Below are 23093 nucleotides of genomic sequence, written 5' to 3'. Positions count from 1 at the left end.
TACGGGGAAGGGGCGCCCACCACGCGGTGGGCGCCCCTTCCCCGTACGTACCCCCGGGCCGGTCAGTCCTCGCCGAGGTATGCCTTGCGGACCGACTCGTCGTGGAGGAGGTCGGTGCCGGTGCCGCTGAGGACGATCGAGCCGATCTCCATGACGTGGGCCTGGTCGGCGAGCGAGAGCGCGGCCTGCGCGTTCTGTTCGACGAGCAGGATCGTGGTGCCCTGTTCGCGGAGTTCGGCGATGGTCGCCATGATCTTCTGCATCATGATCGGCGAGAGCCCCATCGAGGGCTCGTCGAGCATGAGGAGCTTCGGCTTGGACATGAGCGCGCGGCCCATCGCGAGCATTTGCTGCTCGCCCCCGGAGAGCGTGCCTGCGGCCTGCTTCCTGCGTTCCCCGAGGATGGGGAAGAGGTCGTAGGCGTGCTGGATGTCCTTGGCGATGCCTTCGGCGTCCTTGCGGAGGAAGGCGCCGAGGCGGAGGTTGTCCTCGATGGTCATGCGGGGAAAGATGTGGCGGCCTTCGGGGGAGTGGGCGAGGCCGAGTGCGACGATCTGGTCGGCGCGGTATTTGTGGAGCGGCTTGCCGTCGAAGGTGATGGTCCCCGTGAGGGGTTTGAGGAGTCCGCTGAGGGTGCGGAGCGTGGTGGTCTTGCCGGCGCCGTTGGTGCCGATGAGGGTGACGACCTGTCCGGCCTCGACGGTGAAGCTGATGCCCTTGACGGCTTCGATCTTGCCGTAGGCGACGCGGAGGTTGTCGACTTCGAGGAGCGCGGTCACTCGCCGTCCTCCTTCGTGGTGCGGGGGGTCTCGGTCTTCGCGGCGGCGGCTTCGGCTGCCTGGACCTCGGCGAGGGCCTCGTCCTCGGGGGCGGTGTCCATCGGGGTGCCGAGGTAGGCGGCGATGACGCGTTCGTCGGCCTGGACGACCTCGGGGGTGCCTTCGAGGAGTTTCTGGCCCTGGACGAGGACGGCGACGCGGTCGCTGAGGTTGAAGATGAACCGCATGTCGTGCTCGATGACGAGGACGGCGGTGCCCCGGTCGCGGATGGCGAAGACGAGTTCCTCGGTGGCGCGGGTCTCCTGGGGGTTCATTCCCGCGGTGGGTTCGTCGAGGAGGAGGAGCCCGGGGTCGCTGGCGAGTGCGCGGGCGATTTCGAGCTTGCGCTGTTCGCCGTAGGGGAGGTTCCTGGAGAGGTGGTCGGCCTTGTGGGCGAGGCCGATGAACTCCAGGAGTTCCAGGGCGCGTGCGGTGGAGGCGGCTTCGGCGCGCTTGAACCCGGGGCCGCGCAGGAGGGCGGAGAAGAGCCCTTCGCGGGTGCGGGTGTGGCGGCCGACGAGGACGTTCTCCAGGACGGTCATGTTGGCGAAGAGCCGGATGTTCTGGAAGGTGCGGGCGATGCCGGCCTTGGTGACGAGGTGGGGTTTGGGCGGGAGGGTGGTGCCCTTGTAGGCGACGCGGCCCTCGGTGGGGACGTAGAGGCCCGTGAGGCAGTTGAAGAAGGTGGTCTTGCCCGCGCCGTTGGGGCCGATGAGGCCGACGATCTCGCCGCTGTTGACGGTGAGGGAGACGTCCCGCACGGCGGTGAGGCCGCCGAAGCGCATGGTGACGCCGGTGGCTTCGAGGATGGCGGTGCTGGTGGGGGCGGGGGTGTTCGTTGTGGTGGTCATGGTGGTCAGGCCCCCGCTGTGGTCGTGCCGGAGAGGGTCTTTTCGGGCTGGGCCTGTCCGGGGACGGTGGCTTCGTCCTGCTCGTGGAATTCGAGCTGTTTGCGGCGGTCGGGGACGATGCCTTCGGGGCGCAGGCGCATGAGGACGATGAGGGCGAGGCCGAAGAGGAGGAGCTGGTAGTCCTTCATGAAGGAGAGCTTCTCGGGGATGAGGAAGAGCAGGGCCGCGCCGATGAGGGGTCCGCTGATGGTGCCCATGCCGCCGAGGATGACGGCGGCGATGAGGAAGGCGGAGTTGGGCGGGGAGGAGCCGGCGAACTGGTACTGCTCGGGGGTCACGCTGTAGTTGACGTGGGCCTGGACGGTGCCCGCGAGTCCGGCGAGGGTCGCGCCGAGTGCGAAGGCGAGGAGCTTGAGGCGGAAGCCGTTGATGCCCATCGCCGACGCGGCGGTCTCGTCCTCGCGGATGGCGACCCAGGCGCGGCCGATGCGGGATTGTCCCGAGCGGTGGAAGACGAGGAGGACGATCGCGGTGAACAGGAGCATCAGCAGGAAGTAGTTGCCCGACCTGCCGAGGCTGAAGCCGAGGACGTCGTGGCCTTCGCCGAACTTGAAGCCGAACATTTCGAGGTCGGGGATGTTCGGGATGCCCTGGGAGCCGTTGGTGACATCGGGTCCGCTGTTGCCGTTGAGGTTGTTCATCGTGATCCGGAAGATTTCTCCGAATCCGAGGGTGACGATGGCGAGGTAGTCGCCGCGCAGGCGCAGGGTGGGTGCGCCGATGAGGACGCCGAAGACGAGGGAGACGGCGGCACCGGTGAGGACGGCGAGGGGGAAGGGGAAGTGCACGCCGATGGTGGACTGGGGGGAGCCGGAGACGAGGGCCGCGGTGTAGGCGCCGACGCCGAGGAAGGCGACGTATCCGAGGTCGAGGAGTCCGGCGAGGCCGACGACGACGTTGAGGCCGAGGGCGACGGTGGCGAAGATCAGGATGTTGGTCCCGATGAGCGCGTAGGTGTCGTTGTCCTGGGTGAAGGGGAAGCAGATCGCCGCGGCGAAGAGCGCGGCGAGGCTGACGGCGCGGTGGCGTGCGGTGAGTTGCGAGAGGCGCCGCAGGAGTCCCGCGCGGCCGAGGGAGAGGGCTCCGAGGGCGACGAGGATGAGGTAGCCGATGAAGAGTTCGCTGTAGCTGGTGTCGATGCCGTAGGTGAAGACGTAGAGCCCGACGCCGTAGGTGACGGCGATGAGGAGGATCTCGGCCCAGGCGGGGAGGGTGCGGGCCGCTGCCTTGGGGGCGGGGGCCTTGAGGGAGTGGGCGAGGTGGTGGAGCGCGTTGTCCTGGGGGCCGGGGGTGCGCGGGACGTCGTCGGTGAGGCCGAGGGCGGCGACGAGGGCGAGGGCGCTCCCGGCGAGGGATATCCAGGCGCCGGGGTCGAGGGCGATGAGGCCGTCGAGTTCCACGGCGATGGCGATGACGGTGTAGAGCGTCGTGCCGAGGGTGCCCAGTGCCATGAGGCGGACGGCGCTGTGGGGTCCGCCGGGGGTGATCCAGCGCAGTCCCGGGGTGCCGAGGGCGCTGAGGGTGAGGAGGAGGGTGAGGGCGGCACCGGTGAGGGTGATGAGCTGGAGGCCGCCGGGGTAGCCGGTGACGGTGAGGTCGCCGGGGAACTCGTCGGTGTAGGTCCAGGAGAGGAAGGTGCCGACGAGGGCGAGCGCGGCGCCCGCGAGGGTGCCGTAGCGGGCGGCGGGCGCGGGAAGGTTCAGGAGTCGTGTGTCTGTCATGGTGTTCACGCCCTGTCCGCGACGCGTTCGCCCAGGAGTCCCTGGGGCCTGATGAGGAGGACGACGATGAGGAGGACGAAGGCCCAGACGTCCTTCCAGGCGCCGCCGCCGAAGAGGTCCATCGCGGGTATGTCGCCCATGTAGCCGATGGCGAGGGATTCGGCGATGCCGAGGACGAGGCCGCCGAGCATGGCGCCGTAGAGGTTGCCGATGCCGCCGAGCACCGCGGCGGTGAAGGCCTTGAGGCCCATGATGAAGCCCATTTTGAAGCCGACCTGGCCGTTGTGGAGGCCGTAGCCGACCGCGGCGATGGCGGCGAAGGCGGCACCGATGGCGAAGGCCATGACGATGATGCGGTCGGTGTTGATGCCCATGAGCTTGGCGGTGTCGGGGTCCTGGGCGGTGGCCTGCATGCCGCGTCCGGAGCGGGTGCGGTTGACGAACCAGCCGAGGGCGAGCATGCAGACGGGGGCGGCGATGATGATGAAGAGGTCGCCGCGCTGGACGGTGGCGCCGAGGATGTCGAAGGCGTCGCCGTGGAATTGGGGGAAGGAGATGTCGGACTTGGCGTCGGGGTAGAAGGCCCAGACGAGTTGCTGGAGGAAGAGGGAGAGCCCGATGGCGGTGATGAGGGGGGCGAGGCGGGGGGCGCCGCGCAGGGGGCGGTAGGCGAGTCGTTCGGCGCCCATCGCGACGAGGACGGAGCAGAGGACGCCGCCGATGATCATGAGGGGGATGACGGCGGCGAGTGAGGAGCCGTCGGGGAGGAGGGTCCAGACGGTGTAGGCGCCGAATCCTCCGATCATGAAGATCTCGCCGTGGGCGAAGTTGATGAGCTGGACAATGCCGTAGACCATCGTGTAGCCGATCGCGATGAGTCCGTACATCGCGCCGAGGATGAGTCCGTTGGCCAGCTGTTGCGGCAGTTCGTGCACCGCAGGGCCTCCGTGGTGTCGGATAAGGGCGCCGCGCGGGACGCTGGTGCATCCCGCGCGGCGTGTGGTGGGTGCCCGGTAGGGGCGGGTGGGGCGGGGTGACGGGCCTCGGGGGCCGTGGAGGGGGTCCCCGTCAGCGGGTCACGGCTTGTAGACCTCGCTCTTCTTGGGCACCCACTTGCCGCCGGTGACCTGGTAGGCGGTCATCATCGTGTTGGTGGTGTCGCCGTACTCGTCGTACGAGACGTCGCCGGTGACGCCGGAGAACTTGACGGTGCTCATGGCGTCGAGGACCTTGGTGCGGGCGTCCGAGGGGAGCTTGCCGTCGTTGTCGTCGACGACCTTCTTGACGGCCTCGATGATGGACCAGGCGGCGTCGTAGGTGCCGCCGCCGTAGGCCTCGTAGTCGTCCTTGTAGTTGGCCGCCTCGTAGTCGGAGATGAACTGCTTGGCGGAGTCGAGCTTCTCGACGGGGGCGCCGACGGAGGTGGCGAGGTCGCCCTCCGCCTTCTTGTTGAGCTTGATGAAGTCGGCGCTGTAGATGCCGTCGCCGCCCATGAGCGGGATCTTGTTGCCGGCGTCCTTGAGCTGCTGGCTCAGGGGACCGGCGGCGGGGTACTCGCCGCCGTAGTAGACGGCCTTGGCGCCGGTCTTCTTCACCTTGGCGACGACGGCGTTGAAGTCGCGGTCGTCGGGGTTGACGTGGTCGGAGCCGACGATCTTGCCGCCGAGCTTGGTGAAGGTGTCCTTGAAGGAGGCGGCGAGGCCGGCGCCGTAGGGCTTCTGGTCGTCGAGGAGGTAGACCTCGTTGATCTTCGCCGTGTCGTGGAGGTACTTGGCGGCGAAGGAGCCCTGGATCTGGTCCGTGGTGGCGGTGCGGAAGTAGGTGGCGAAGGGCCGCTTCTTGTCGCCGGTCTTCCAGTTGTCGCCCTGGGTCAGCTCGGTGCCGGTGTTCGCGGGCGAGACCTGGGTGAGCTTGGCGTCGTTGAAGGGCTTCTGCATCGACTGGGCGACGCCGGAGTTCAGGGGGCCGACGACGCCGAGGACGGTCTTGTCGCCGATGAACTTGGTGGCGTTCTGCTGGCCGATGGTCGGCTGGGCCTGGTCGTCGAGCGCCTGGATCTTGAAGGTGACGCCGGGGACGAGGTTCTGCTTGTTGGCGATCTTGGTGGCGAGGTCGGCGGAGTTGCGGATGCCGAGGCCGAGCGCGGAGAGGTCGCCGGTGATGGGGGCGTCGACGCCGATGACGACGGTGGTCTTCTTGCCGCTGCTCGAACCGCCCTTGTCGTCGCCGGAGTCGTCGTCGCGGGAGCCGCAGGCGCTGAGGGTGAGTGCCCCGGTGGTCAGGACGGTGGTGAGGATGAGCAAGGAACGGTGTCGCACGGATGGGTCCTTTCCCTGGCGCGGCCTCCTCGCTGGAGGTGCCGTGTCGATCGCGCCGGGCAGGACGGTGGTGCTCGGTGGTGCGGTGGTGCTCGGGGTGGTGCTGCCCGGCGTAATGGTGACTGGCCGTGACTCTAAGCGCAGGTGAAGGGGTGTGGGGTGGAGAGCGGACAGGATGTGACTGTCTTGTTATGCGAGAAGGGTTCAGGGTCGGCGGAGTGGGGGGTGTTTGTTTCGCATCCTGAGAACTCCCTGCATGTGTAAGTAACTTAAGGGGGTTTTGGTGCTGGCGGCAGTCTGTCCCCTGCTGCCCGTGGTGGTGGGTGGGGGTCGTTTTGGTGCGTGAACGGGGTGTGCGGACCGTATTGCGTGCGTGTTACGCAACGTGACGAAAGCCGGGGTGCGGCGAGGGCGGTACGGGGGGTGCGCGGGGCGCTCGCCGGGTGGCCGGGGCGGGGCGGTGTCCGGTGGCCGGTGCGCGGGTGCGGAAATGCGAACGGCGGGGCCCGCGCCCGGTGTTGGGGCGGGCCCCGCCGCGGCGGGGAGGAGTGCTCAGGCGGTCGCGGGGGGTCGCGGGGCGTCGCGCAGGAGACAGGTCAGGCGGGAGGAGCAGACGCGTCGGCCGCTCTCGTCGGTGATGACGATCTCGTACGTGGCGGTGGAGCGGCCCCGGTGCACGGGGGTCGCGGTGCCGGTGACGAGGCCGCTGGAGAGACCGCGGTGATGGGTGCAGTTGAGGTCCACGCCGACGGCGACCTTCTCGGGACCGCCGTGGAGCATGGCGCCGACGGAGCCGAGTGTCTCGGCGAGCACGGCGGAGGCGCCGCCGTGCAGGAGGCCGTAGGGCTGGGTGTTGCCCTCGACGGGCATGGTGCCGACGACCTTCTCGGGGGCGGCTTCGACCACCTCGATGCCCATGCGGGTGCCGAGGTGACCGGCCGAGAAGTAGGAGGGGAGGTCGACGCCGAGGCTGCTGAAGCGGTCGAGGACTTCCTGGGGGAACTTCACACCGGGGTGCTCGCCCATGTGCGGCTCCGTTTCTGTCGCGTCTGCCGCGCGGCCCGCGTGGCCACGCCGCCCGCGGCGGGTGCCGCGCGCGGTTCTGTCCTATCAGGTGCGCTGAGCGAACGCTTAGTGCGGTTGGTCACGTACGCGGGCCCCCGGCGCGAAAAGGGCGTACGTGTGTCGTGAACGCGTGTGTGATCACGAGGAATCGGGCGCGAGCGGCCGGTCCCCCGCCCCGCTGTGCCCGGGCGGCAACGTCGTCGGCCGGACCGCCGGCCGCGTCCCCTGCTCCGCGCTCGGGGGTCTTGCGGTTCACGGACGCCGGGCTCCGCGCGGCGCACACGGCCCCCGCCTGAGACGGGCCACCGGGGCGCGGCCCCCGCGCGGACGTGCCCGCTCAGTCGGCGGGCGCGTCCGCGCGGGCCGGTTCGAGGCGCACGACCAGGGACTTCGAGGCCGGTGTGTTGCTCGTGTCGGCGGTCGCGTCGAGCGGGACGAGGACGTTCGTCTCGGGGTAGTAGGCGGCGGCGCAGCCGCGCGCGGTGGGGTAGTGCACGACGCGGAAGCGGGGCGCGCGGCGCTCGGTGCCGTCGCGCCACTCGCTCACGAGGTCCACGTACGCCCCGTCCGCGTACCCGAGCGCCGTGGCGTCCTCGGGGTGGACGAGGACGACGCGGCGGCCGTTGGTGATGCCGCGGTAGCGGTCGTCGAGCCCGTAGATCGTGGTGTTGTACTGGTCGTGCGAGCGCAGCGTCTGGAGCAGGAGCCGTCCTTCGGGCAGGCGCGGGAACTCCACGGGCGCCGCGGTGAAGTTGGCCTTGCCCGTCGCGGTCGGGAAGCGGCGTTCGTCGCGCGGGGCGTGCGGGAGGGCGAAGCCGCCGGGGTGGGCGACGCGCGCGTTGAAGTCGTCGAAGCCGGGGATCACGCGGGCGATGCGGTCCCGCACGCGCCCGTAGTCGGCGGCGAACTCCTCCCAGGGCAGCGGCGACCCGGGGCGGACGGCGCGGGCGATACGGGCCACGATCGCGGGCTCGGAGAGCAGCGTGGGGCTCGCGGGGGCGAGGCGCCCGCGCGAGGCGTGGACCATGCCCATCGAGTCCTCGACGGTGACGAACTGCTCGCCGCCCGCCTGGACGTCGCGTTCGGTGCGGCCGAGCGTGGGGAGGATGAGCGCGCGGGCGCCTGTGACGACGTGGGAGCGGTTGAGCTTCGTGGAGACGTGCACGGTGAGGCGGGCGCGGCGCATCGCGGCCTCGGTCACGGCGGTGTCCGGCGAGGCGGCGACGAAGTTGCCGCCCATCGCGAGGAAGACCTTCGCCTCGCCGTCGCGCAGCGCGCGGATGGCGCGGACGACGTCGTAGCCGTGGTGACGGGGCGGTGCGAAGCCGAACTCGCGCTCCAGGGCGTCGAGGAAGGCGGGTGCGGGGCGTTCGAAGATGCCCATCGTGCGGTCGCCCTGCACGTTGGAGTGCCCGCGCACGGGGCACACGCCCGCGCCGGGACGGCCGATGTTGCCCCGGAGCAGGAGGAAGTTGACGACCTCGCGGATCGTGGGCACGGAGTGCTTGTGCTGGGTGAGGCCCATCGCCCAGCACACGATGGTGCGTTCGGAGGCGAGGACGAGGCGCAGGGCGGCCTCGATGTCGGCGGGGGACAGGCCCGTCGCGGCGAGAGTCTCCTCCTGGTCGGCCTCGCGCGCTGCCTTCGCGAAGTCGTCGAAGCCGTGGGTGTGCGCGGCGATGAAGGACTCGTCGAGCGCGCCCTCGGTCTCCAGGATCAGTTTGTTGAGGAGGCGGAAGAGGGCCTGGTCGCCGCCGATGCGGATCTGGAGGAAGAGATCGGTGAGCGCGGTGCCGCTCGCGAGGCCCTTGGGGGTCTGCGGGTTCTTGAACCGTTCGAGTCCGGCTTCCGGCAGCGGGTTGACGCTGATGATCTTCGCGCCGCCCGCCTTCGCCTTCTCCAGCGCGGAGAGCATGCGGGGATGGTTGGTGCCCGGGTTCTGCCCGGCGACGATGATCAGGTCGGCCTGGTGGAGGTCGTCGAGCGAGACGCTGCCCTTGCCGACGCCGATCGTCTCCGAGAGCGCCGAACCGCTCGACTCGTGGCACATGTTGGAGCAGTCGGGCAGGTTGTTCGTGCCGAACTCGCGGGCGAAGAGCTGGTAGAGGAACGCGGCCTCGTTGCTCGTACGGCCGGAGGTGTAGAAGACGGCCTCGTCGGGCGAGTCGAGCGCGGTCAGTTCCTCGGCGACGATGCGGAAGGCCTCGTCCCAGCTCACGGGCGTGTAGTGCGAGGCTCCCTCGGCGAGGTGCATGGGCTGGGTGAGGCGGCCCTGCTGGCCGAGCCAGTAGCCGCTGCGCTCGGCGAGGTCGGCGACGGAGTGCGCGGCGAAGAAGTCCGGGCCCACGCGGCGCAGGGTCGCCTCCTCGGCGACGGCCTTGGCGCCGTTCTCGCAGAACTCGGCGGTGTGCCGCTTGTCGCCCTCGGGCCAGGCGCAGCCAGGGCAGTCGAAGCCGTCCTTCTGGTTGACGCGCAGCAGCGTGAGCGCGGTGCGCCTGAGGCCCATCTGCTGCCGCGCGACGCGCAGCGAGTGCCCGACGGCGGGGAGCCCGGCCGCGGCGTGTCGTGGGGCGCTGACGCGCGGTGCGTCCTGGGCCGGGTCGCTCGCGGGCGGCTTCGTCGCCATGTGGTCCCTCCGCTGCTCGTACGTACCGCCTCGATCCTCGCACGGCGGCGCGGGACCGTACGGGGGCGGGGCGGGGCTTTTCCCGGCCGTACGGGGGCGGGCGCGGCCGTCGCCGCGGCGGTACGGGGCGGTGGGGCGCCCCTCGCGGGAAGCGGGCGCCTCCCGTGCCCGGGCGCGCGAGCGATCGCCTGCCGCGTCGCGCGGTCCGGGCTGTCAGTGCTCCGTGGCAGGATCGGGGGCGTGGCACAGACAGCAGCGAAGAAGAAGTCCGCACCCGCCGAGCAGAGCCCCGCCAAGGGGGGTTCCGGCCGTCCCAGGCTCATGCTCATGGACGGGCACTCCCTGGCGTACCGGGCGTTCTTCGCGCTGCCCGCGGAGAATTTCACGACGTCCACGGGGCAGCCGACGAACGCGATCTACGGATTCGCCTCGATGCTCGCGAACACGCTGCGTGATGAGCGGCCCACGCATTTCGCGGTCGCCTTCGACGTCTCGCGCAAGACGTGGCGGGCCGAGGAGTTCACCGAGTACAAGGCGAACAGGGCGAAGACCCCCGACGAGTTCCGCGGGCAGGTCGAGCTGATCGGCGAGCTGCTCGACACGATGCACGCGGACCGCTTCGCCGTCGAGGGCTTCGAGGCGGACGACATCATCGCGACGCTGGCCACGCAGGCGGAGGCGGCCGGCTTCGACGTCCTCGTCGTCACGGGCGACAGGGACTCCTTCCAGCTCGTCTCGGAGCACACGACCGTGCTCTACCCGACGAAGGGCGTCTCCGAGCTGACCCGCTACACGCCCGAGAAGGTCGAGGAGCGGTACGGGCTCACGCCCGCCCAGTACCCGGACTTCGCCGCGCTGCGCGGCGACCCCTCCGACAACCTGCCGGGCATCCCCGGCGTCGGTGAGAAGACGGCGGCGAAGTGGATCACGCAGTTCGGCTCCTTCGCCGAGCTGGTCGCGCGCGCCGAGGAGGTCAAGGGCAAGGCGGGACAGAACTTCCGCGACCACCTGGAGGCCGTGAAGCTCAACCGGCGGCTCACCGAGATGGTCAGGGACGTGCCGCTCGGCAAGGGCCCCGAGGAGCTGGAACGCGCCCCGTACGACCGCAAGCAGCTCGCCGTGCTCCTCGACACGCTGGAGATCCGCAACCCCTCGCTGCGCGAGCGGCTCCTCGCCGTGGACCCGGGCGCCGAGCAGGAGCAGGAGCCGGTCACGGAGGACGTGGCGCTGGACGCGACGCTCGTGCCCGCGGGCGGCAGGCTCGCCCCCTGGCTGGAGGAGCACGGGCACGCGGTGCTCGGCGTGGCCACGGTCGACACGTGGAAGCTCGGCGCGGGCGAGGTCGCCGAGGTGGCGCTCGCCGCCGCGGGCGGGGCCGCCGCCTGGTTCGAGCCGTCCGCGCTCGACGAGGACGACGAGCGGGCCTTCGCCGCCTGGCTCGGCGACCCGGAGCGGCCCAAGGTCATGCACGACGCGAAGGGCCTCATGCGGGTCTTCGGCGAGCACGGCCTGCGCGTCGCCGGTGTCACGATGGACACGGCGCTCGGCGCGTACCTCGTCAAGCCGGGCCGCCGCACCTTCGCGCTCGACGCCCTCTCCCTCGAATACCTGGGCCGCGAGCTGGTCCCCGCGCAGGAAGCGGACGGGCAGCTCGCCTTCGGCGCCGACGACGAGACGCAGGCGCGCACGCTCATGGTGGAGGCGCGCACGATCCTCGATCTCGGCACCGCGCTCGGCGCGCGGCTGCCCGAGGTCGGCGCCGAAGGGCTCCTCACCGACATCGAGCTGCCCACATCGGCGCTCCTCGCGCGCATGGAGCGGGCCGGGATCGCCGCCGACAGGGACCACCTGGAGGAGATGGAGCGGCAGTTCGCCGGCGCCGTCGAGCAGGCCGTGCGCGAGGCGCACGCCGCGGTGGGGCACGAGTTCAACCTCGGCTCGCCCAAGCAGCTCCAGGAAGTCCTCTTCGGCGAGCTGAACCTGCCCAAGACCCGCAAGACGAAGACCGGTTACACGACGGACGCCGACTCGCTCGCCTGGCTCGCCGCGCAGACCGAGCACGAACTGCCCGTCATCATGCTGCGCCACCGCGAGCAGGCGAAGCTGCGGAGCACCGTCGAGGGGCTCATCAAGTCGATCGCCCCCGACGGCCGTATTCACACGACGTTCAACCAGACCGTCGCGGCCACGGGCCGGCTCTCCTCGACGGAGCCCAACCTCCAGAACATCCCCGTGCGCACCGACGAGGGCCGCGCGATCCGCCGCGGCTTCGTCGTCGGCGAGGGCTACGAGGCGCTCATGACCGCCGACTACAGCCAGATCGAACTGCGCGTCATGGCGCACCTGTCGGAGGACGAGGGCCTCATCGCCGCGTTCACCTCGGGCGAGGACCTGCACCGCACGGTCGCCGGGTACGTCTTCGGCGTCGAACCCGCCGCTGTCGACGCCGAGATGCGGCGCAAGATCAAGGCCATGTCGTACGGGCTCGCCTACGGCCTCTCCGCCTTCGGCCTCTCGCAGCAGCTCGGCATCGAGGCGGGCGAGGCGCGGGCCCTCATGGACACGTACTTCGAGCGCTTCGGCGGCGTACGGGACTACCTGCACCGCGTCGTCGAGGAAGCCCGCGCCACCGGTTACACGGCGACGATGCTCGGCCGCCGCCGGTACCTGCCCGACCTCAACAGTGACAACAGGCAGCGGCGCGAGGCCGCCGAGCGCATGGCGCTCAACGCGCCGATCCAGGGCACGGCCGCCGACATCGTGAAGATCGCGATGCTCAACGTGGACCGCGCGCTGCGCGAGGCGGAGCTGACCTCGCGGATGCTCCTCCAGGTCCACGACGAAATCGTCCTGGAACTCGCGCCGGGCGAACGCGAACCTGTCGAGGAGATCCTGCGCCGCGAGATGGCGGCGGCGGCCCGGCTGAGGGCCCCGCTCACGGTGTCGGTCGGCGTCGGCAGGGACTGGGAGGCGGCGGCGCACTGAGGCCGGGGCGGCGCGGGCCGTCGGGGCGGGCGGCGCGGACCGCCCCGCGCAGGGGCGGGCGGTACGGGTACGGGACCGGGGCGGCCGGGGCCGCGCGGCACACCCCGTACCCGTGCGCCCCGTACCCGTGCGCCCCGCACACCCCGTACCCACCCATGCCGTCATGCCCCATGCCGCCCGTGCGTGCGCGCTCACTCCGTGTCCGCGCGGGCTGAACGGGGGGCGAAGGGGCGGGGGCGAGATATGGCCAAGTGGTGAAAGCCGGTCACCCTCGACTGCCCCGGTGCGGGAAGTTGTCGTAGTGTCACCTGGGTCAACACGCCGGGGCGCGTGGCGGGCGGCGGACGGGAGGGGCGGACCGGGATGGCGGCGCAATTCGGGATACGGCTGCGTAAAGGGGCCGCGGCGACGGCGGTCACGGCGGCGGTGATGGCGGCGCTCGCCGGCTCACAGGGCCCCCACGCGACCAAGGACCTGTCCGACGGCGCCCGTCACTCGGCCGAGGCGGGCGACCAGGTCCCGCCGAGCGACGACCACTACTACACCGACCTGCCCCCGATCCGCCCGAGCGACCCCCAGTCCTCGCACGACCTGCCGGGCACCCGGAAGCCGGGCGGCGAGACCGACCCCGTCGAGGCCCAGGCCGGCATCCCTGCCACGGTGCTCGCCGCGTACAAGAAGGCGGAGGCGGAACTCGCCCGCACGCGCGGCGAGTGCCGCCTGCCGTGGGAGCTGCTCGCCGCGATCGGCCACGTCGAGTCGGGCCACGCGAGCGGCGGGAAGGTCGACGCGGACGGCACCACGGTCGGCAAGATCCTCGGCCCGCCGCTCAACGGCCAGGGCTTCGCGCTCATCAAGGACACCGACCACGGGCGCTACGACGACGACACGACGCACGACCGCGCGGTCGGCCCCATGCAGTTCATCCCCTCGACGTGGGCGACATCGGGGCGGGACGGCAACGGTGACGGCATCGAGGACCCCAACAACGTCTACGACGCGGCACTCGCCGCCGGTTACTACCTGTGCGGAGACGGCCGCGACCTCGCGACGAGCGACGGCATGCACGCGGCGATCCTCAGCTACAACCACTCGGCCGAGTACCTCGCGACGGTCCTGACCTGGTACGACTTCTACCGCGACGGCGCCCACGAAGTCCCCGACGGCACCGGGCCGGTGCCCAGCCGCCCGCACACCCCGGCCTCACCGAGCCCTTCGACGCCGCCCTCCACCCCGCCGTCCGTACGGCCGACGCCGCCCGGGCACAGCACCTCGCCCACGCTGCCGGACAGCTCCACGCCCCCCGCGACGAAGCCCCCCACGAGCCCGGGCACGCCGAGCACACCTCCCACGACGCCGCCCACCACCCCGCCCACCACGCCGAAGCCGCCCGCCGAGCGGGTCACCTCCCTCGCGAAGACCGGGCCCGCGACGCTCGCCACCCTCACCGGGCTCGACTTCGATGTGCGGCCCGCCGTGCGCGCGCTCGACAAGGAGGGCAAGCCGGTGGCCGGGCTCAAGGTCACCTTCGGCCTCGTCGGCGACACCGACGCGCGCTTCTCCGGCGCCAAGAGCGTCGTCGTCACGACGAACGCGCAGGGCACGGCGACGGCCCCGACCCTCACCGCGGGCAAGACCGCGGGCAGGTTCACCGTCCGCGCGAGCCTCGCGTCCGGCACACCCGGCCCGGTCGACTTCGCCGCCACGGTCACCGAACCTGCCGCCGACACCCTCAGCCCGGTGGACGACGAGGCCACGTACGAGGCGAAGGCGGGCGACGCCTTCGAGGAGAGCCCGGACCTCAGGGCCACGCTCGAAGGGAAGGCCGTCGCGGGCGTCCGCACGACGGTCGCGGTACTCGACAAGGACGGCGAGGAACTCGCCGAGGACACCGGCCCCTTCGTGCGCGACGCCGACGACAACGAGACCCGCGCCCTCACCCTCGTGAGCGACAAGGACGGCGTCCTGCGCCTGCCCAACCTCCACGCGGGGGACCAGCCGGGTACCTACGTCCTGCGGTTCACCGCGGGCAAGGCCACGGTGGACGTCGCCCTGAAGGTGACGGACCCGAAGCCGGAGGAACCCGGCGAGGGAGGCTCCGAGAGCCCGGAGCCCGGCACGGGGAGCGAGAGCCCGGCCGCGTAAGGCACACGCCGACGGTGGTCCCGGCCCGCGGGACCACCCCGGGCCCGGGGCCGCCACCGTCCGGGGCCGCCCCACCGCTCAGGGCCGCTCCGGCCACGCGTGCTTCGGGTACCGCCCGCGCAGATCCGCCCGCACGGCCCGGTAGCCCTCCGCCCAGAAGGACGCCAGGTCCGAGGTCACCGCGGCGGGCCGCCCCGCCGGGGACAGCAGGTGCACCAGGACGGGCACCCCCGCCACGCGCGGCGTCTCGCGCAAGCCGAACAACTGCTGCACCCGTGCGGCGAGCACAGGAGGCTCGCCCGCCCCGTCCTCGGGATAGGCGAGCCGCACCCGCCTCCCGTCCGGCAACTCCACCGATTCCGGGGCGAGTTCGGCGAACCGCCCCGCCTCGCCCGAGGCCCAGGGCAGCAAGCGCCGCAGCGCCTCGGCGACCCTCACGCGCGCCAGGTCGGCCCGCCGCCGCGCCCGCGACAGCTCCGGCTCCAGCCAGTCGTCGGCGCGCGCGAGGAGCGCCGCGTCCGACACGTCCGCCCACGGCGCACCGAGCGCCCCGTGCAGGAACGCCATCCGCGCCCGAAGGCCCCGCGCCGCCTGCGTCCACTCCAGGAGCCCGAGCCCGGTCTCCGCGAGCCCTTCGAGCAACGCCGCACGCACGCGCGCCGGTTCGGGCGCCGCCAGGTTCCGTTCGCGCAGCACGACCGCGCCGATGCGGCTCACCTCGCGGGCCCGTACGTCCCCGTCCGCCCAGCGCACCTCCTGCCCCTCCGTGTACAGCGGCGCGGCCGCCTCGCGGGCCGTCCGCTCGTCGATCGCCGCCGCGAGCCGTACCCGCGCCGACGCGGCGCCCGCGGGACGGTCGGCGACAGCGACGGCGAGCCACGCCGCCTCGCGCAGCCGCGACGCGCGCTCCGGCTCCGCGCCCGTACCGGAGACCATGAGGAAGCCCCCGCCGCGCGCCCGCGCGACCCGCTCCGGGTGCGCGAGCGCCGTCACGACACCGGCCGCCGCGTCCTCCGTGAGCAGCGCGTCGCCCGTGTCGGCGCCCGCCTGCCGCAGCGCCCCGCGCAGCCGCCGCACCTCCTGCCGCCACCGGCCCCCGTACCCGTCACCGCCCTGCCTGGCCCGCCGCAGCACGAGCGCCAGGTCATCCCCGTAGGCGCGCGGCGGCTCCTCGCTCAGGAGCGCCACGAACTCGGCGGCGAGCCGTCCCCCGACCTCCCCCGCCCCGTCGAGCAGCGCACGCCCCAGACGCGGGTGCAGCCCGAGGCGCGCGAGCCGCTCCCCGCGCGCCGTCGCCCGCCCGTCCGCACCCGTCGCGCCGAGCGCGGCGAGCACCGTGCGCGCGGCCGCGAGCGCACCGGCGGGGGGCGGGTCGAGCAAGGCGAGCGAGGACGCCTCCGGATCGCCCCAGCACGCGGCCTGGAGCGCGAAGGCGGTGAGGTCGGCGACGGCGATCTCCGGCGCGGGGAAGGACGCCATGCGGTGCTCGTCGGCCCGGTCCCAGCAGCGGTACGCGGTCCCCGGGGCCTCCCGCCCGGCCCGGCCCGCACGTTGCGCGGCGGCGGCGAGCGAGGCCCGTACCGTCGTGAGCGCGGCGAGCCCGCGCGCGTGATCGACCCGCGGCTCCCGCGCGAGCCCCGCGTCCACGACGACCCGCACCCCGGGCACCGTCAGCGAGGACTCCGCGACCGAGGTCGCGAGCACGACCCTGCGCAGCGCCCCCGGCCCCGCGAGCACCGCGTCCTGCGTCTCGGCCGGAGCCCGCCCGTGCACCTGCGACACCTCGATGCCGGGCTCCCCGGCGAGCAGCCCGGCGACCTTCGCGATCTCGCCGACACCCGGCAGGAAGCACAGCACGTCGCCCGTCCGCTCCGCGAGCGCCTGCCGCACGACCGCCGCGACGTGCTGGAGCTGCGCCGGGTCCACACGCAGCCCGTGCGGCGGCCTGAAGGGCCGCCGGGGCGGCACCCATACCGTCTCGACGGGATACGAGATCCCCTCCGCGCGCACGACGGGCGCGCCGTCCAGCAGCCGCGCCCAGCCCTCGGCGTCCGTCGTCGCCGAGGCCGCGAGCAGCCGCAACTCCGGCCGCAGCGCCGCCCGTACGTCGAGCAGGAACGCCGTCGCCGTGTCCGCGTCGAGGTGCCGCTCATGGCACTCGTCGAGGATCACGGCATCCACGCCCGCGAGTTCCTGGTCGCGCTGGAGCCGCTGGAGCAGGACACCCGTCGTGACGACCTCGACGCGGGTACGCGGCCCCGTGCGCCGCTCGCCGCGCACCCGGAAGCCGACGCGTTCGCCCACCTCCTCACCCAGCAGCCAGGCCATGCGCCGCGCCGCCGCCCGTACCGCGATCCTGCGCGGTTCGGCGACGAGCACGCGCCGCTCGGGCGTCCCGTCCCCGAGCAGCCCGGCGAGCGCGAGCGGCACGAGGGTCGTCTTGCCGCTGCCCGGGGGCGCGGTGAGCACCGCCGTACCGCCCGCGCCAGGCCCGTACAACGCGGAGGCGAGCGCGGGGAGCGCGGTGCGGACGGGCAGGGCGTCGAGCGCGGCGGTACGGATCACGGGGCCAAGTCTCGCGCAGGGCCGGGGGCGGGAGCGCCCGAGGGCCCCGCGGCGCACGGGGAAGCGCTCAGGCGTCCTTCTCGCACACGAAGATCGCCGTGCCGGGGATGAGGTGTCCGCGCAGCGGGGACCAGCCGCCCCACTCCTGCGTGTTCCACTCGGGCCACTCGGGCTCGACGAGGTCCACGAGCCGCAGGCCCGCGCGCACGACGTCGCGGACGCGGTCCCCGACCGTGCGGTGGTGCTCCACGTACACGGCCTCGCCCTCCTCGTCCTCCTCCACATAGGGAGTGCGGTCGAAGTACGAGCCCGAGACGCTCAGCCCCTCGGGGCCCGGCTCGTCCGGGAAGGCCCAGCGCATCGGGTGGGTCACCGAGAAGACGAAGCGCCCGCCCGGCCGCAGTACGCGGCGCACCTCGCGCAGCACCCGTACCGGATCGGCGACGAAGGGCAGCGCCCCGTACGCCGAACAGGCCAGGTCGAAGGAGGAGCCGGCGAAGGGCAGCGCGCTCGCGTCCGCCTCGACGAGCGGGAAGCGCGCGGAGTGCTCCTCGGCGATGCGCAGCGCGTGCTGGAGCTGGCGGTGCGCGAGGTCGAGCGCGACGGGCCGTGCGCCCTGCGCGGCGAGCCAGCGCGAGCACTGGGCCGCGCCCGCGCCGATCTCCAGGACGTCCTTGCCCGCCAGTTCCTCGGCGGGGCCGAGGAGCTGCGCCTCGACCTCGTCGAGCCCCTCGGGGCCCCAGACGAAACGGTCGTCGCCGAGGAAGGTGCCGTGCTCGGCCTGGTACTCGTCCGCGTTGCCGTTCCACCAGCCCCGGTTGGCGTGGCTGCTCTCGGTGACGCCTGCGGCACGCCGCGTCGCGGTGACGGTGTCGTCCTCGGCGGTCTCGCCTGCCGGGTCGAAGGGGGTCTGGGGGGCTTGGATGATGTGCTCCATCGTCGTACTGTTCGCTCCAGCCGTCGCCGCCGTGTCCTCAAGGAGGCGCCGTGTGCCGGGAATGCGGGGATCGCCCTCGCGTGGGCGCCTTCGCGCATTGACCCTGTCCGGCTGCCCCCGTATGCTACAAGTTGCGCTGCGAGCCTGCGCTCCTCAGACCTAGCAGGCGGTGCTCGCAACTGTTGTTTGTCTCGCGGTTCGAGGCGGCCGGCCCCCGGGGTGCGGCGGCCGCGGGCCGCTCGGGCTCCACAGTGCGAAATGGGCTCCAGCGCTAGCAGTGCCTACGACTTCAATGTCCGTACCGGAGCCCTTACCCACATGACGAGCAGCACCGAGACCACCGCCACCACCCCGCAGGTAGCGGTCAACGACATCGGTAACGAGGAAGCCTTCCTCGCCGCGATCGACGAGACGATCAAGTACTTCAACGACGGCGACATCGTCGACGGCGTCATCGTGAAGGTCGACCGGGACGAGGTCCTGCTCGACATCGGTTACAAGACCGAAGGCGTCATCCCCTCCCGCGAGCTTTCGATCAAGCACGACGTCGACCCCAACGAGGTCGTCAAGGTCGGCGACGAGATCGAGGCCCTTGTTCTCCAGAAGGAGGACAAGGAGGGTCGGCTCATCCTGTCCAAGAAGCGCGCGCAGTACGAGCGCGCCTGGGGCACGATCGAGAAGATCAAGGAAGAGGACGGCATCGTCACCGGTACCGTCATCGAGGTCGTCAAGGGTGGTCTCATCCTCGACATCGGCCTCCGCGGCTTCCTCCCGGCCTCCCTGGTCGAGATGCGCCGCGTCCGCGACCTCCAGCCCTACGTGGGCAAGGAGCTTGAGGCGAAGATCATCGAGCTGGACAAGAACCGCAACAACGTGGTCCTGTCCCGCCGTGCCTGGCTGGAGCAGACCCAGTCCGAGGTGCGCCAGACCTTCCTCACGACCCTCCAGAAGGGTCAGGTCCGCTCCGGCGTCGTCTCCTCCATCGTCAACTTCGGTGCCTTCGTGGACCTGGGTGGCGTGGACGGTCTGGTCCACGTCTCCGAGCTGTCCTGGAAGCACATCGACCACCCCTCCGAGGTTGTCGAGGTCGGCCAGGAGGTCACCGTCGAGGTCCTCGACGTCGACATGGACCGCGAGCGTGTCTCCCTGTCGCTCAAGGCGACGCAGGAAGACCCGTGGCAGCAGTTCGCCCGGACGCACCAGATCGGTCAGGTCGTCCCCGGCAAGGTCACCAAGCTCGTTCCCTTCGGCGCGTTCGTCCGCGTCGACGAGGGCATCGAGGGCCTGGTCCACATCTCCGAGCTGGCCGAGCGCCACGTGGAGATCCCGGAGCAGGTCGTCCAGGTCAACGACGAGATCTTCGTCAAGGTCATCGACATCGACCTGGAGCGCCGCCGCATCAGCCTCTCGCTGAAGCAGGCCAACGAGGCCTTCGGCGCCGACCCGGCCGCGGTCGAGTTCGACCCGACCCTGTACGGCATGGCCGCGTCCTACGACGACCAGGGCAACTACATCTACCCCGAGGGCTTCGACCCCGAGACCAACGACTGGCTCGAGGGGTACGAGAAGCAGCGCGAGGAGTGGGAGGGCCAGTACGCCGAGGCCCAGACCCGCTTCGAGCAGCACCAGGCCCAGGTCATCAAGTCCCGCGAGGCCGACGAGCAGGCCGCTGCCGAGGGCACCGAGGCGGCTCCGGCCGCCGCGGGCGCCAGCAGCAGTGGCGGCAGCACCGGCGGTTCGTACTCCTCGGACACCGGTGACAACTCGGGCGCCCTCGCCTCGGACGAGGCGCTCGCGGCCCTGCGCGAGAAGCTGGCCGGCGGCCAGAGCTGATCGCCTGACCGCACGCGGTAAGCGGTAGTACGAAGTCCCGGTCCCCCTTCCGGTGGGGGCCGGGACTTCGGCGTCTCCGGACGCGACGGTACGGGGCCGCCGCGCCCCCTCGCCGGGGCTGTGGCCCTCGCGGGCGTCGGCCCGGGGCGGGCGTTGCCCCCGGGCGGGCCTGGCCTCTTGCGGGCGGTGGCTCCTGGGGGCGGTGGCTCCTGTGGGCGGTGGCTCCTGTGGCGGTGCCCCTCGCGGGCGGTGGCTCCTGCGGGGGGGCCTTGGCGGCGGCGCGCCCCGTGTGGTGGGCCGCCTCGCCCTCGTACCGCCGCTCCGGCTCGTAACACCCGGAAACGTGTGCGATACAGCTGTGGGACGAGGCCCGTAACCCCGCGCTGCGAAGCTCCTCGCCATCCAAGATCACGCCCGGCCGCCACCGGCGCGTGTCCCGAGGGAGAGGAAGCCGCACGTGGAAGAGATGCAGCCGGGCAGCACTCGTCGTTCCTTCCTGCGCAATGTCGGTGTGACCGGCGGTGCGGGCGTCATGTTCGCCACGATGGGCGCCCTCGGGCTCGCCCCCGACGCGGCCGCCGCGGCCCGCCACGAACCGGAGTTCACCGCGCCGCGCACCGGCGACTTCACACTGCGCGGCAAAGCGGCGGCGAAGGTCGTCGTCATCGGCGGCGGCATCGCGGGGCTCGCCTCCGCCTACGAACTCGGCAAGGCCGGGTACGACTGCACGATCCTGGAGGCCCGCGAGCGCACCGGGGGCCGCAACTTCACCGTCCGCGGCGGGGACACCACCGTCGACCTGAACGGCCACCGGCAGACCGCCCGCTTCTCCAAGGGCCAGTACATGAACGCCGGGCCCGGACGCATCGCCCAGTGGATGAACACCCTCGACTACTGTCGCGAACTCGGCGTCCCCATCGAGGTCTTCACCAACACCAACGCGAGCGCCTACCTCTACAACGAGCAGGCCGGGATGACGGCCCCGACCCGCTACCGCACCGCCAAGGCGGACGTCTACGGCTACGTCTCCGAACTCCTCGCCAAGGCCACCGACACGGGCGCGCTCGACAAGGAACTCACCGCCGACGACCGCGAACGCCTCCAGAGCTTCCTCAAGTCCTTCGGCGACCTCGGCGCCGACCGCACGTACACGGGCAGCGAACGCCGCGGCTACCTCACCGATCCCGGCGCGGCCGGGAGCCCCGGCGAGGAACTCGGCGCCCCCGCCTCCGTCTCCGAGGTCTTCGCCTCCAACGTCGGCCGCTACTTCTCCTTCGAGTTCGGCTACGACCAGGCCATGCTCATGTTCCAGCCCGTCGGGGGCATGGACCGCATACCCGCCGCGCTCACGCGCGCGATAGGCGAGCGGCACATCCGTACCGGAGCCGCCGTCACCGACCTCAAGAACACCGCGCACGGCGTCACCGTCACGTACACGCAGGGCGGGCGCAGCCACCGTATCGACGCCGACTACTGCATCGCCGCGCTGCCGCCCAACATCCTCGCCAAGACCTCGCACAACCTCGGCTCCGCTGTGCAGAGCGCCCTGGAGGCGTGCAAGCCGTCATCGGCGGGGAAGATCGGCCTCGAATACCGCACCCGCTGGTGGGAGACCGAGCACCGCATCTACGGCGGCATCACCGAGACCGACATGGATCTCGACCACATCTGGTACCCCTCGCACGGCTACCACGACGACCGCGGCCTGCTCATCGGCTACTACAACACCGGCGCCCACGCCGACTCCTACGCGGCGCTCACGCCCAAGGAGCGCGAGGCGCGCGCCGTCGCCCAGGGCGTCAAGATCCACGGCGAGTCCTACCGCAAGCACCTCTCCTCCTCCTTCTCGCACCACTGGCGCCAGACCCCCTACCTCGAAGCGTCCTGGCACTCCCTCGCGGGCGGCCCCGACGCGCCCGCCTTCGCGCCGCTCAACGAGCCCGCGGGGCACGTCTACTTCGCGGGCGACTGGCTCAGCTACCTCGACGCCTGGCAGCACGGCGCGTTCTCCTCGGCGCGCAAGGTCGTGGGAAGCCTGCACCGCCGGGTGCTCAGCAGTTGAGGGAAGCCGAGGGGGTCCGAGGGACTTTCGAGTGGACTTCCTCGCTCCGGTTCTCCGGCCGGATGTGATCAAGTGTGATCAAGGGGGCGGTGCGGGAATGATCCGTGCCGCCCCCGGCGTTCTCGTCCACGGAGTAAGAGAGGACCGGAGGGCCTTACCGTGCTTGATCCGCAGGATTTGTACTCATGGGTGCCGAAGGGCCTGGCGGTGGTCGACACCGCGCTGGCCCAGGAGTCCGCCGGGCTCGTCATGCTGTGCCACTTCGACGGCTACATCGACGCGGGGGAGACCGGCGAGCAGATCGTCGAGCGGATGCTCGACACCCTGCCGCACCAGGTCGTCGCCCGCTTCGACCACGACCGCCTCGTCGACTACCGCGCCCGCAGGCCGATGCTCACCTTCCGCCGCGACCGCTGGACCGACTACGAGGAGCCTGTCATCGAGGTCCGCCTCGTCCAGGACGCGACCGGCGCCCCCTTCCTGCTGCTCAGCGGCCCCGAACCGGACGTCGAGTGGGAGAGGTTCGCCGCCGCCGTCGGGCAGATCGTCGAGCGTCTGGGCGTCCGCCTCGTCGCCGACATCTACGGCATCCCGATGGGCGTCCCGCACACCCGCCCCGTCGGCCTCACCCCGCACGGCAACCGCAGCGACCTCGTTCCCGGTCACCCGAGCCCCTTCGAGACGGCCCAGGTGCCCGGCTCGGCGGGCGCCGTCGTGCAGTACCGGCTCGGCCAGGCGGGCCACGACATCCTCGGCATCGCCGCGCATGTCCCGCACTACCTGGCCCGCTCCGCGTACCCCGACGCGGCACTCACCGCGCTCGAAGCCTTCACCGCGGCGACCGGGCTCGTGCTGCCCGGCCTCGTGCACTCCCTGCGCAACGACGCCCACCGCACACAGACGGAGATCGAGCGGCAGGTCCGCGAGGGCGACGAGGAACTCACCGCGCTCGTCCAGGGCCTTGAGCACCAGTACGACGCGGCCGCGGGGGCCCTCGCGCGGGGCAACATGCTCGCCGAGCCCGTGGACATCCCGACGGCGGACGAGATCGGCCGCGAGTTCGAGCAGTTCCTCGCCGAGCGGGAGGGGGACGCCTGAGGGGCCGGG

The 23093-nt window shown here is 71.9% G+C and carries 14 protein-coding genes; 5 read left to right on the top strand and 9 right to left on the bottom strand.

What is annotated here, in order from left to right; all coding sequences use genetic code 11:
• Window positions 1–62: 62 nt before the first annotated feature.
• From ACQYWQ_RS06010 to ACQYWQ_RS05980, 7 genes are all read right to left on the bottom strand, one after another.
• Window positions 63–779 (bottom strand): ABC transporter ATP-binding protein, encoded by a 717-nt coding sequence (locus tag ACQYWQ_RS06010; RefSeq protein ID WP_431032849.1) that lies wholly within the window; start codon window positions 777–779, stop codon window positions 63–65.
• On the bottom strand, window positions 776–1669 hold the full coding sequence (locus ACQYWQ_RS06005) for an ABC transporter ATP-binding protein (protein WP_431032848.1): 894 nt from the start codon (window positions 1667–1669) through the stop codon (window positions 776–778). Before ACQYWQ_RS06005 ends, ACQYWQ_RS06010 begins: the two co-directional genes overlap by 4 nt.
• A 5-nt stretch (window positions 1670–1674) precedes the next feature.
• Window positions 1675–3450, bottom strand: coding sequence for a branched-chain amino acid ABC transporter permease (locus ACQYWQ_RS06000; RefSeq protein WP_431032847.1), 1776 nt, complete (start codon window positions 3448–3450; stop codon window positions 1675–1677).
• A gap of 5 nt (window positions 3451–3455) precedes the next feature.
• Window positions 3456–4385, bottom strand: a complete 930-nt coding sequence (locus ACQYWQ_RS05995; RefSeq protein ID WP_431032846.1) for a branched-chain amino acid ABC transporter permease — start codon at window positions 4383–4385, stop codon at window positions 3456–3458.
• Window positions 4386–4526: 141 nt separating this feature from the next.
• Window positions 4527–5753, bottom strand: coding sequence for a branched-chain amino acid ABC transporter substrate-binding protein (locus tag ACQYWQ_RS05990; RefSeq protein ID WP_431039076.1), 1227 nt, complete (start codon window positions 5751–5753; stop codon window positions 4527–4529).
• A gap of 567 nt (window positions 5754–6320) precedes the next feature.
• The gene (locus ACQYWQ_RS05985) at window positions 6321–6794 is read right to left on the bottom strand and encodes a PaaI family thioesterase (RefSeq protein ID WP_431032845.1); all 474 of its coding nucleotides are present in this window, start codon (window positions 6792–6794) and stop codon (window positions 6321–6323) included.
• Between the two features lie 376 nt (window positions 6795–7170).
• The gene (locus ACQYWQ_RS05980) at window positions 7171–9459 is read right to left on the bottom strand and encodes an FdhF/YdeP family oxidoreductase (RefSeq protein ID WP_431032844.1); all 2289 of its coding nucleotides are present in this window, start codon (window positions 9457–9459) and stop codon (window positions 7171–7173) included.
• A 240-nt stretch (window positions 9460–9699) separates the two neighbouring features.
• Between ACQYWQ_RS05980 and polA the strand changes: the two genes are divergently transcribed.
• Window positions 9700–12444 (top strand): DNA polymerase I, encoded by a 2745-nt coding sequence (gene polA / locus ACQYWQ_RS05975; protein ID WP_431032843.1) that lies wholly within the window; start codon window positions 9700–9702, stop codon window positions 12442–12444.
• A 363-nt stretch (window positions 12445–12807) separates the two neighbouring features.
• Window positions 12808–14589, top strand: a complete 1782-nt coding sequence (locus ACQYWQ_RS05970; RefSeq protein ID WP_431032842.1) for a hypothetical protein — start codon at window positions 12808–12810, stop codon at window positions 14587–14589.
• A 78-nt stretch (window positions 14590–14667) separates the two neighbouring features.
• Here the strand turns inward: ACQYWQ_RS05970 and hrpB are convergent, their stop codons facing one another.
• Window positions 14668–17154 carry an ATP-dependent helicase HrpB gene (gene hrpB, locus ACQYWQ_RS05965; protein WP_431032841.1) on the bottom strand — a complete coding sequence of 829 codons (2487 nt, stop codon included), beginning with the start codon at window positions 17152–17154 and terminating at the stop codon, window positions 14668–14670.
• Window positions 17155–17221: 67 nt separating this feature from the next.
• Window positions 17222–18091 (bottom strand): class I SAM-dependent methyltransferase, encoded by an 870-nt coding sequence (locus ACQYWQ_RS05960; protein ID WP_431032840.1) that lies wholly within the window; start codon window positions 18089–18091, stop codon window positions 17222–17224.
• A 318-nt stretch (window positions 18092–18409) separates the two neighbouring features.
• Between ACQYWQ_RS05960 and rpsA the strand changes: the two genes are divergently transcribed.
• The 3 genes from rpsA to ACQYWQ_RS05945 all read left to right on the top strand — a co-directional run bounded on the left by rpsA (window position 18410) and on the right by ACQYWQ_RS05945 (window position 23084).
• Window positions 18410–19924, top strand: coding sequence for a 30S ribosomal protein S1 (rpsA, locus tag ACQYWQ_RS05955; protein WP_431032839.1), 1515 nt, complete (start codon window positions 18410–18412; stop codon window positions 19922–19924).
• Between the two features lie 457 nt (window positions 19925–20381).
• A complete protein-coding gene (locus ACQYWQ_RS05950; RefSeq protein WP_431032838.1) occupies window positions 20382–21986 on the top strand; it encodes a flavin monoamine oxidase family protein in 1605 nt (534 codons plus the stop codon).
• A gap of 159 nt (window positions 21987–22145) precedes the next feature.
• Entirely contained in the window at window positions 22146–23084 is a 939-nt protein-coding gene (locus tag ACQYWQ_RS05945) for a PAC2 family protein (protein ID WP_431032837.1), read from the top strand.
• The last annotated feature ends 9 nt before the right edge of the window (window positions 23085–23093 follow it).

This window comes from Streptomyces sp. P6-2-1, from assembly GCF_050613165.1.
Lineage (GTDB): Bacteria > Actinomycetota > Actinomycetes > Streptomycetales > Streptomycetaceae > Streptomyces.
Note: the sequence above shows the minus strand (reverse complement) of the source record. Positions and strands in the feature narration are given on the sequence as shown.

What these genes read in the sequence shown, in the direction of transcription:
- ACQYWQ_RS06005 (WP_431032848.1), bottom strand. Translation starts at nt 1,669, where the DNA reads ATGACCACCACAACGAACACCCCCGCCCCCACCAGCACCGCCATCCTC.
- ACQYWQ_RS06000 (WP_431032847.1), bottom strand. Translation starts at nt 3,450, where the DNA reads ATGACAGACACACGACTCCTGAACCTTCCCGCGCCCGCCGCCCGCTAC.
- ACQYWQ_RS05985 (WP_431032845.1), bottom strand. Translation starts at nt 6,794, where the DNA reads ATGGGCGAGCACCCCGGTGTGAAGTTCCCCCAGGAAGTCCTCGACCGC.
- ACQYWQ_RS05980 (WP_431032844.1), bottom strand. Translation starts at nt 9,459, where the DNA reads ATGGCGACGAAGCCGCCCGCGAGCGACCCGGCCCAGGACGCACCGCGC.
- ACQYWQ_RS05970 (WP_431032842.1), top strand. Translation starts at nt 12,808, where the DNA reads ATGGCGGCGCAATTCGGGATACGGCTGCGTAAAGGGGCCGCGGCGACG.
- ACQYWQ_RS05960 (WP_431032840.1), bottom strand. Translation starts at nt 18,091, where the DNA reads ATGGAGCACATCATCCAAGCCCCCCAGACCCCCTTCGACCCGGCAGGC.
- rpsA (WP_431032839.1), top strand. Translation starts at nt 18,410, where the DNA reads ATGACGAGCAGCACCGAGACCACCGCCACCACCCCGCAGGTAGCGGTC.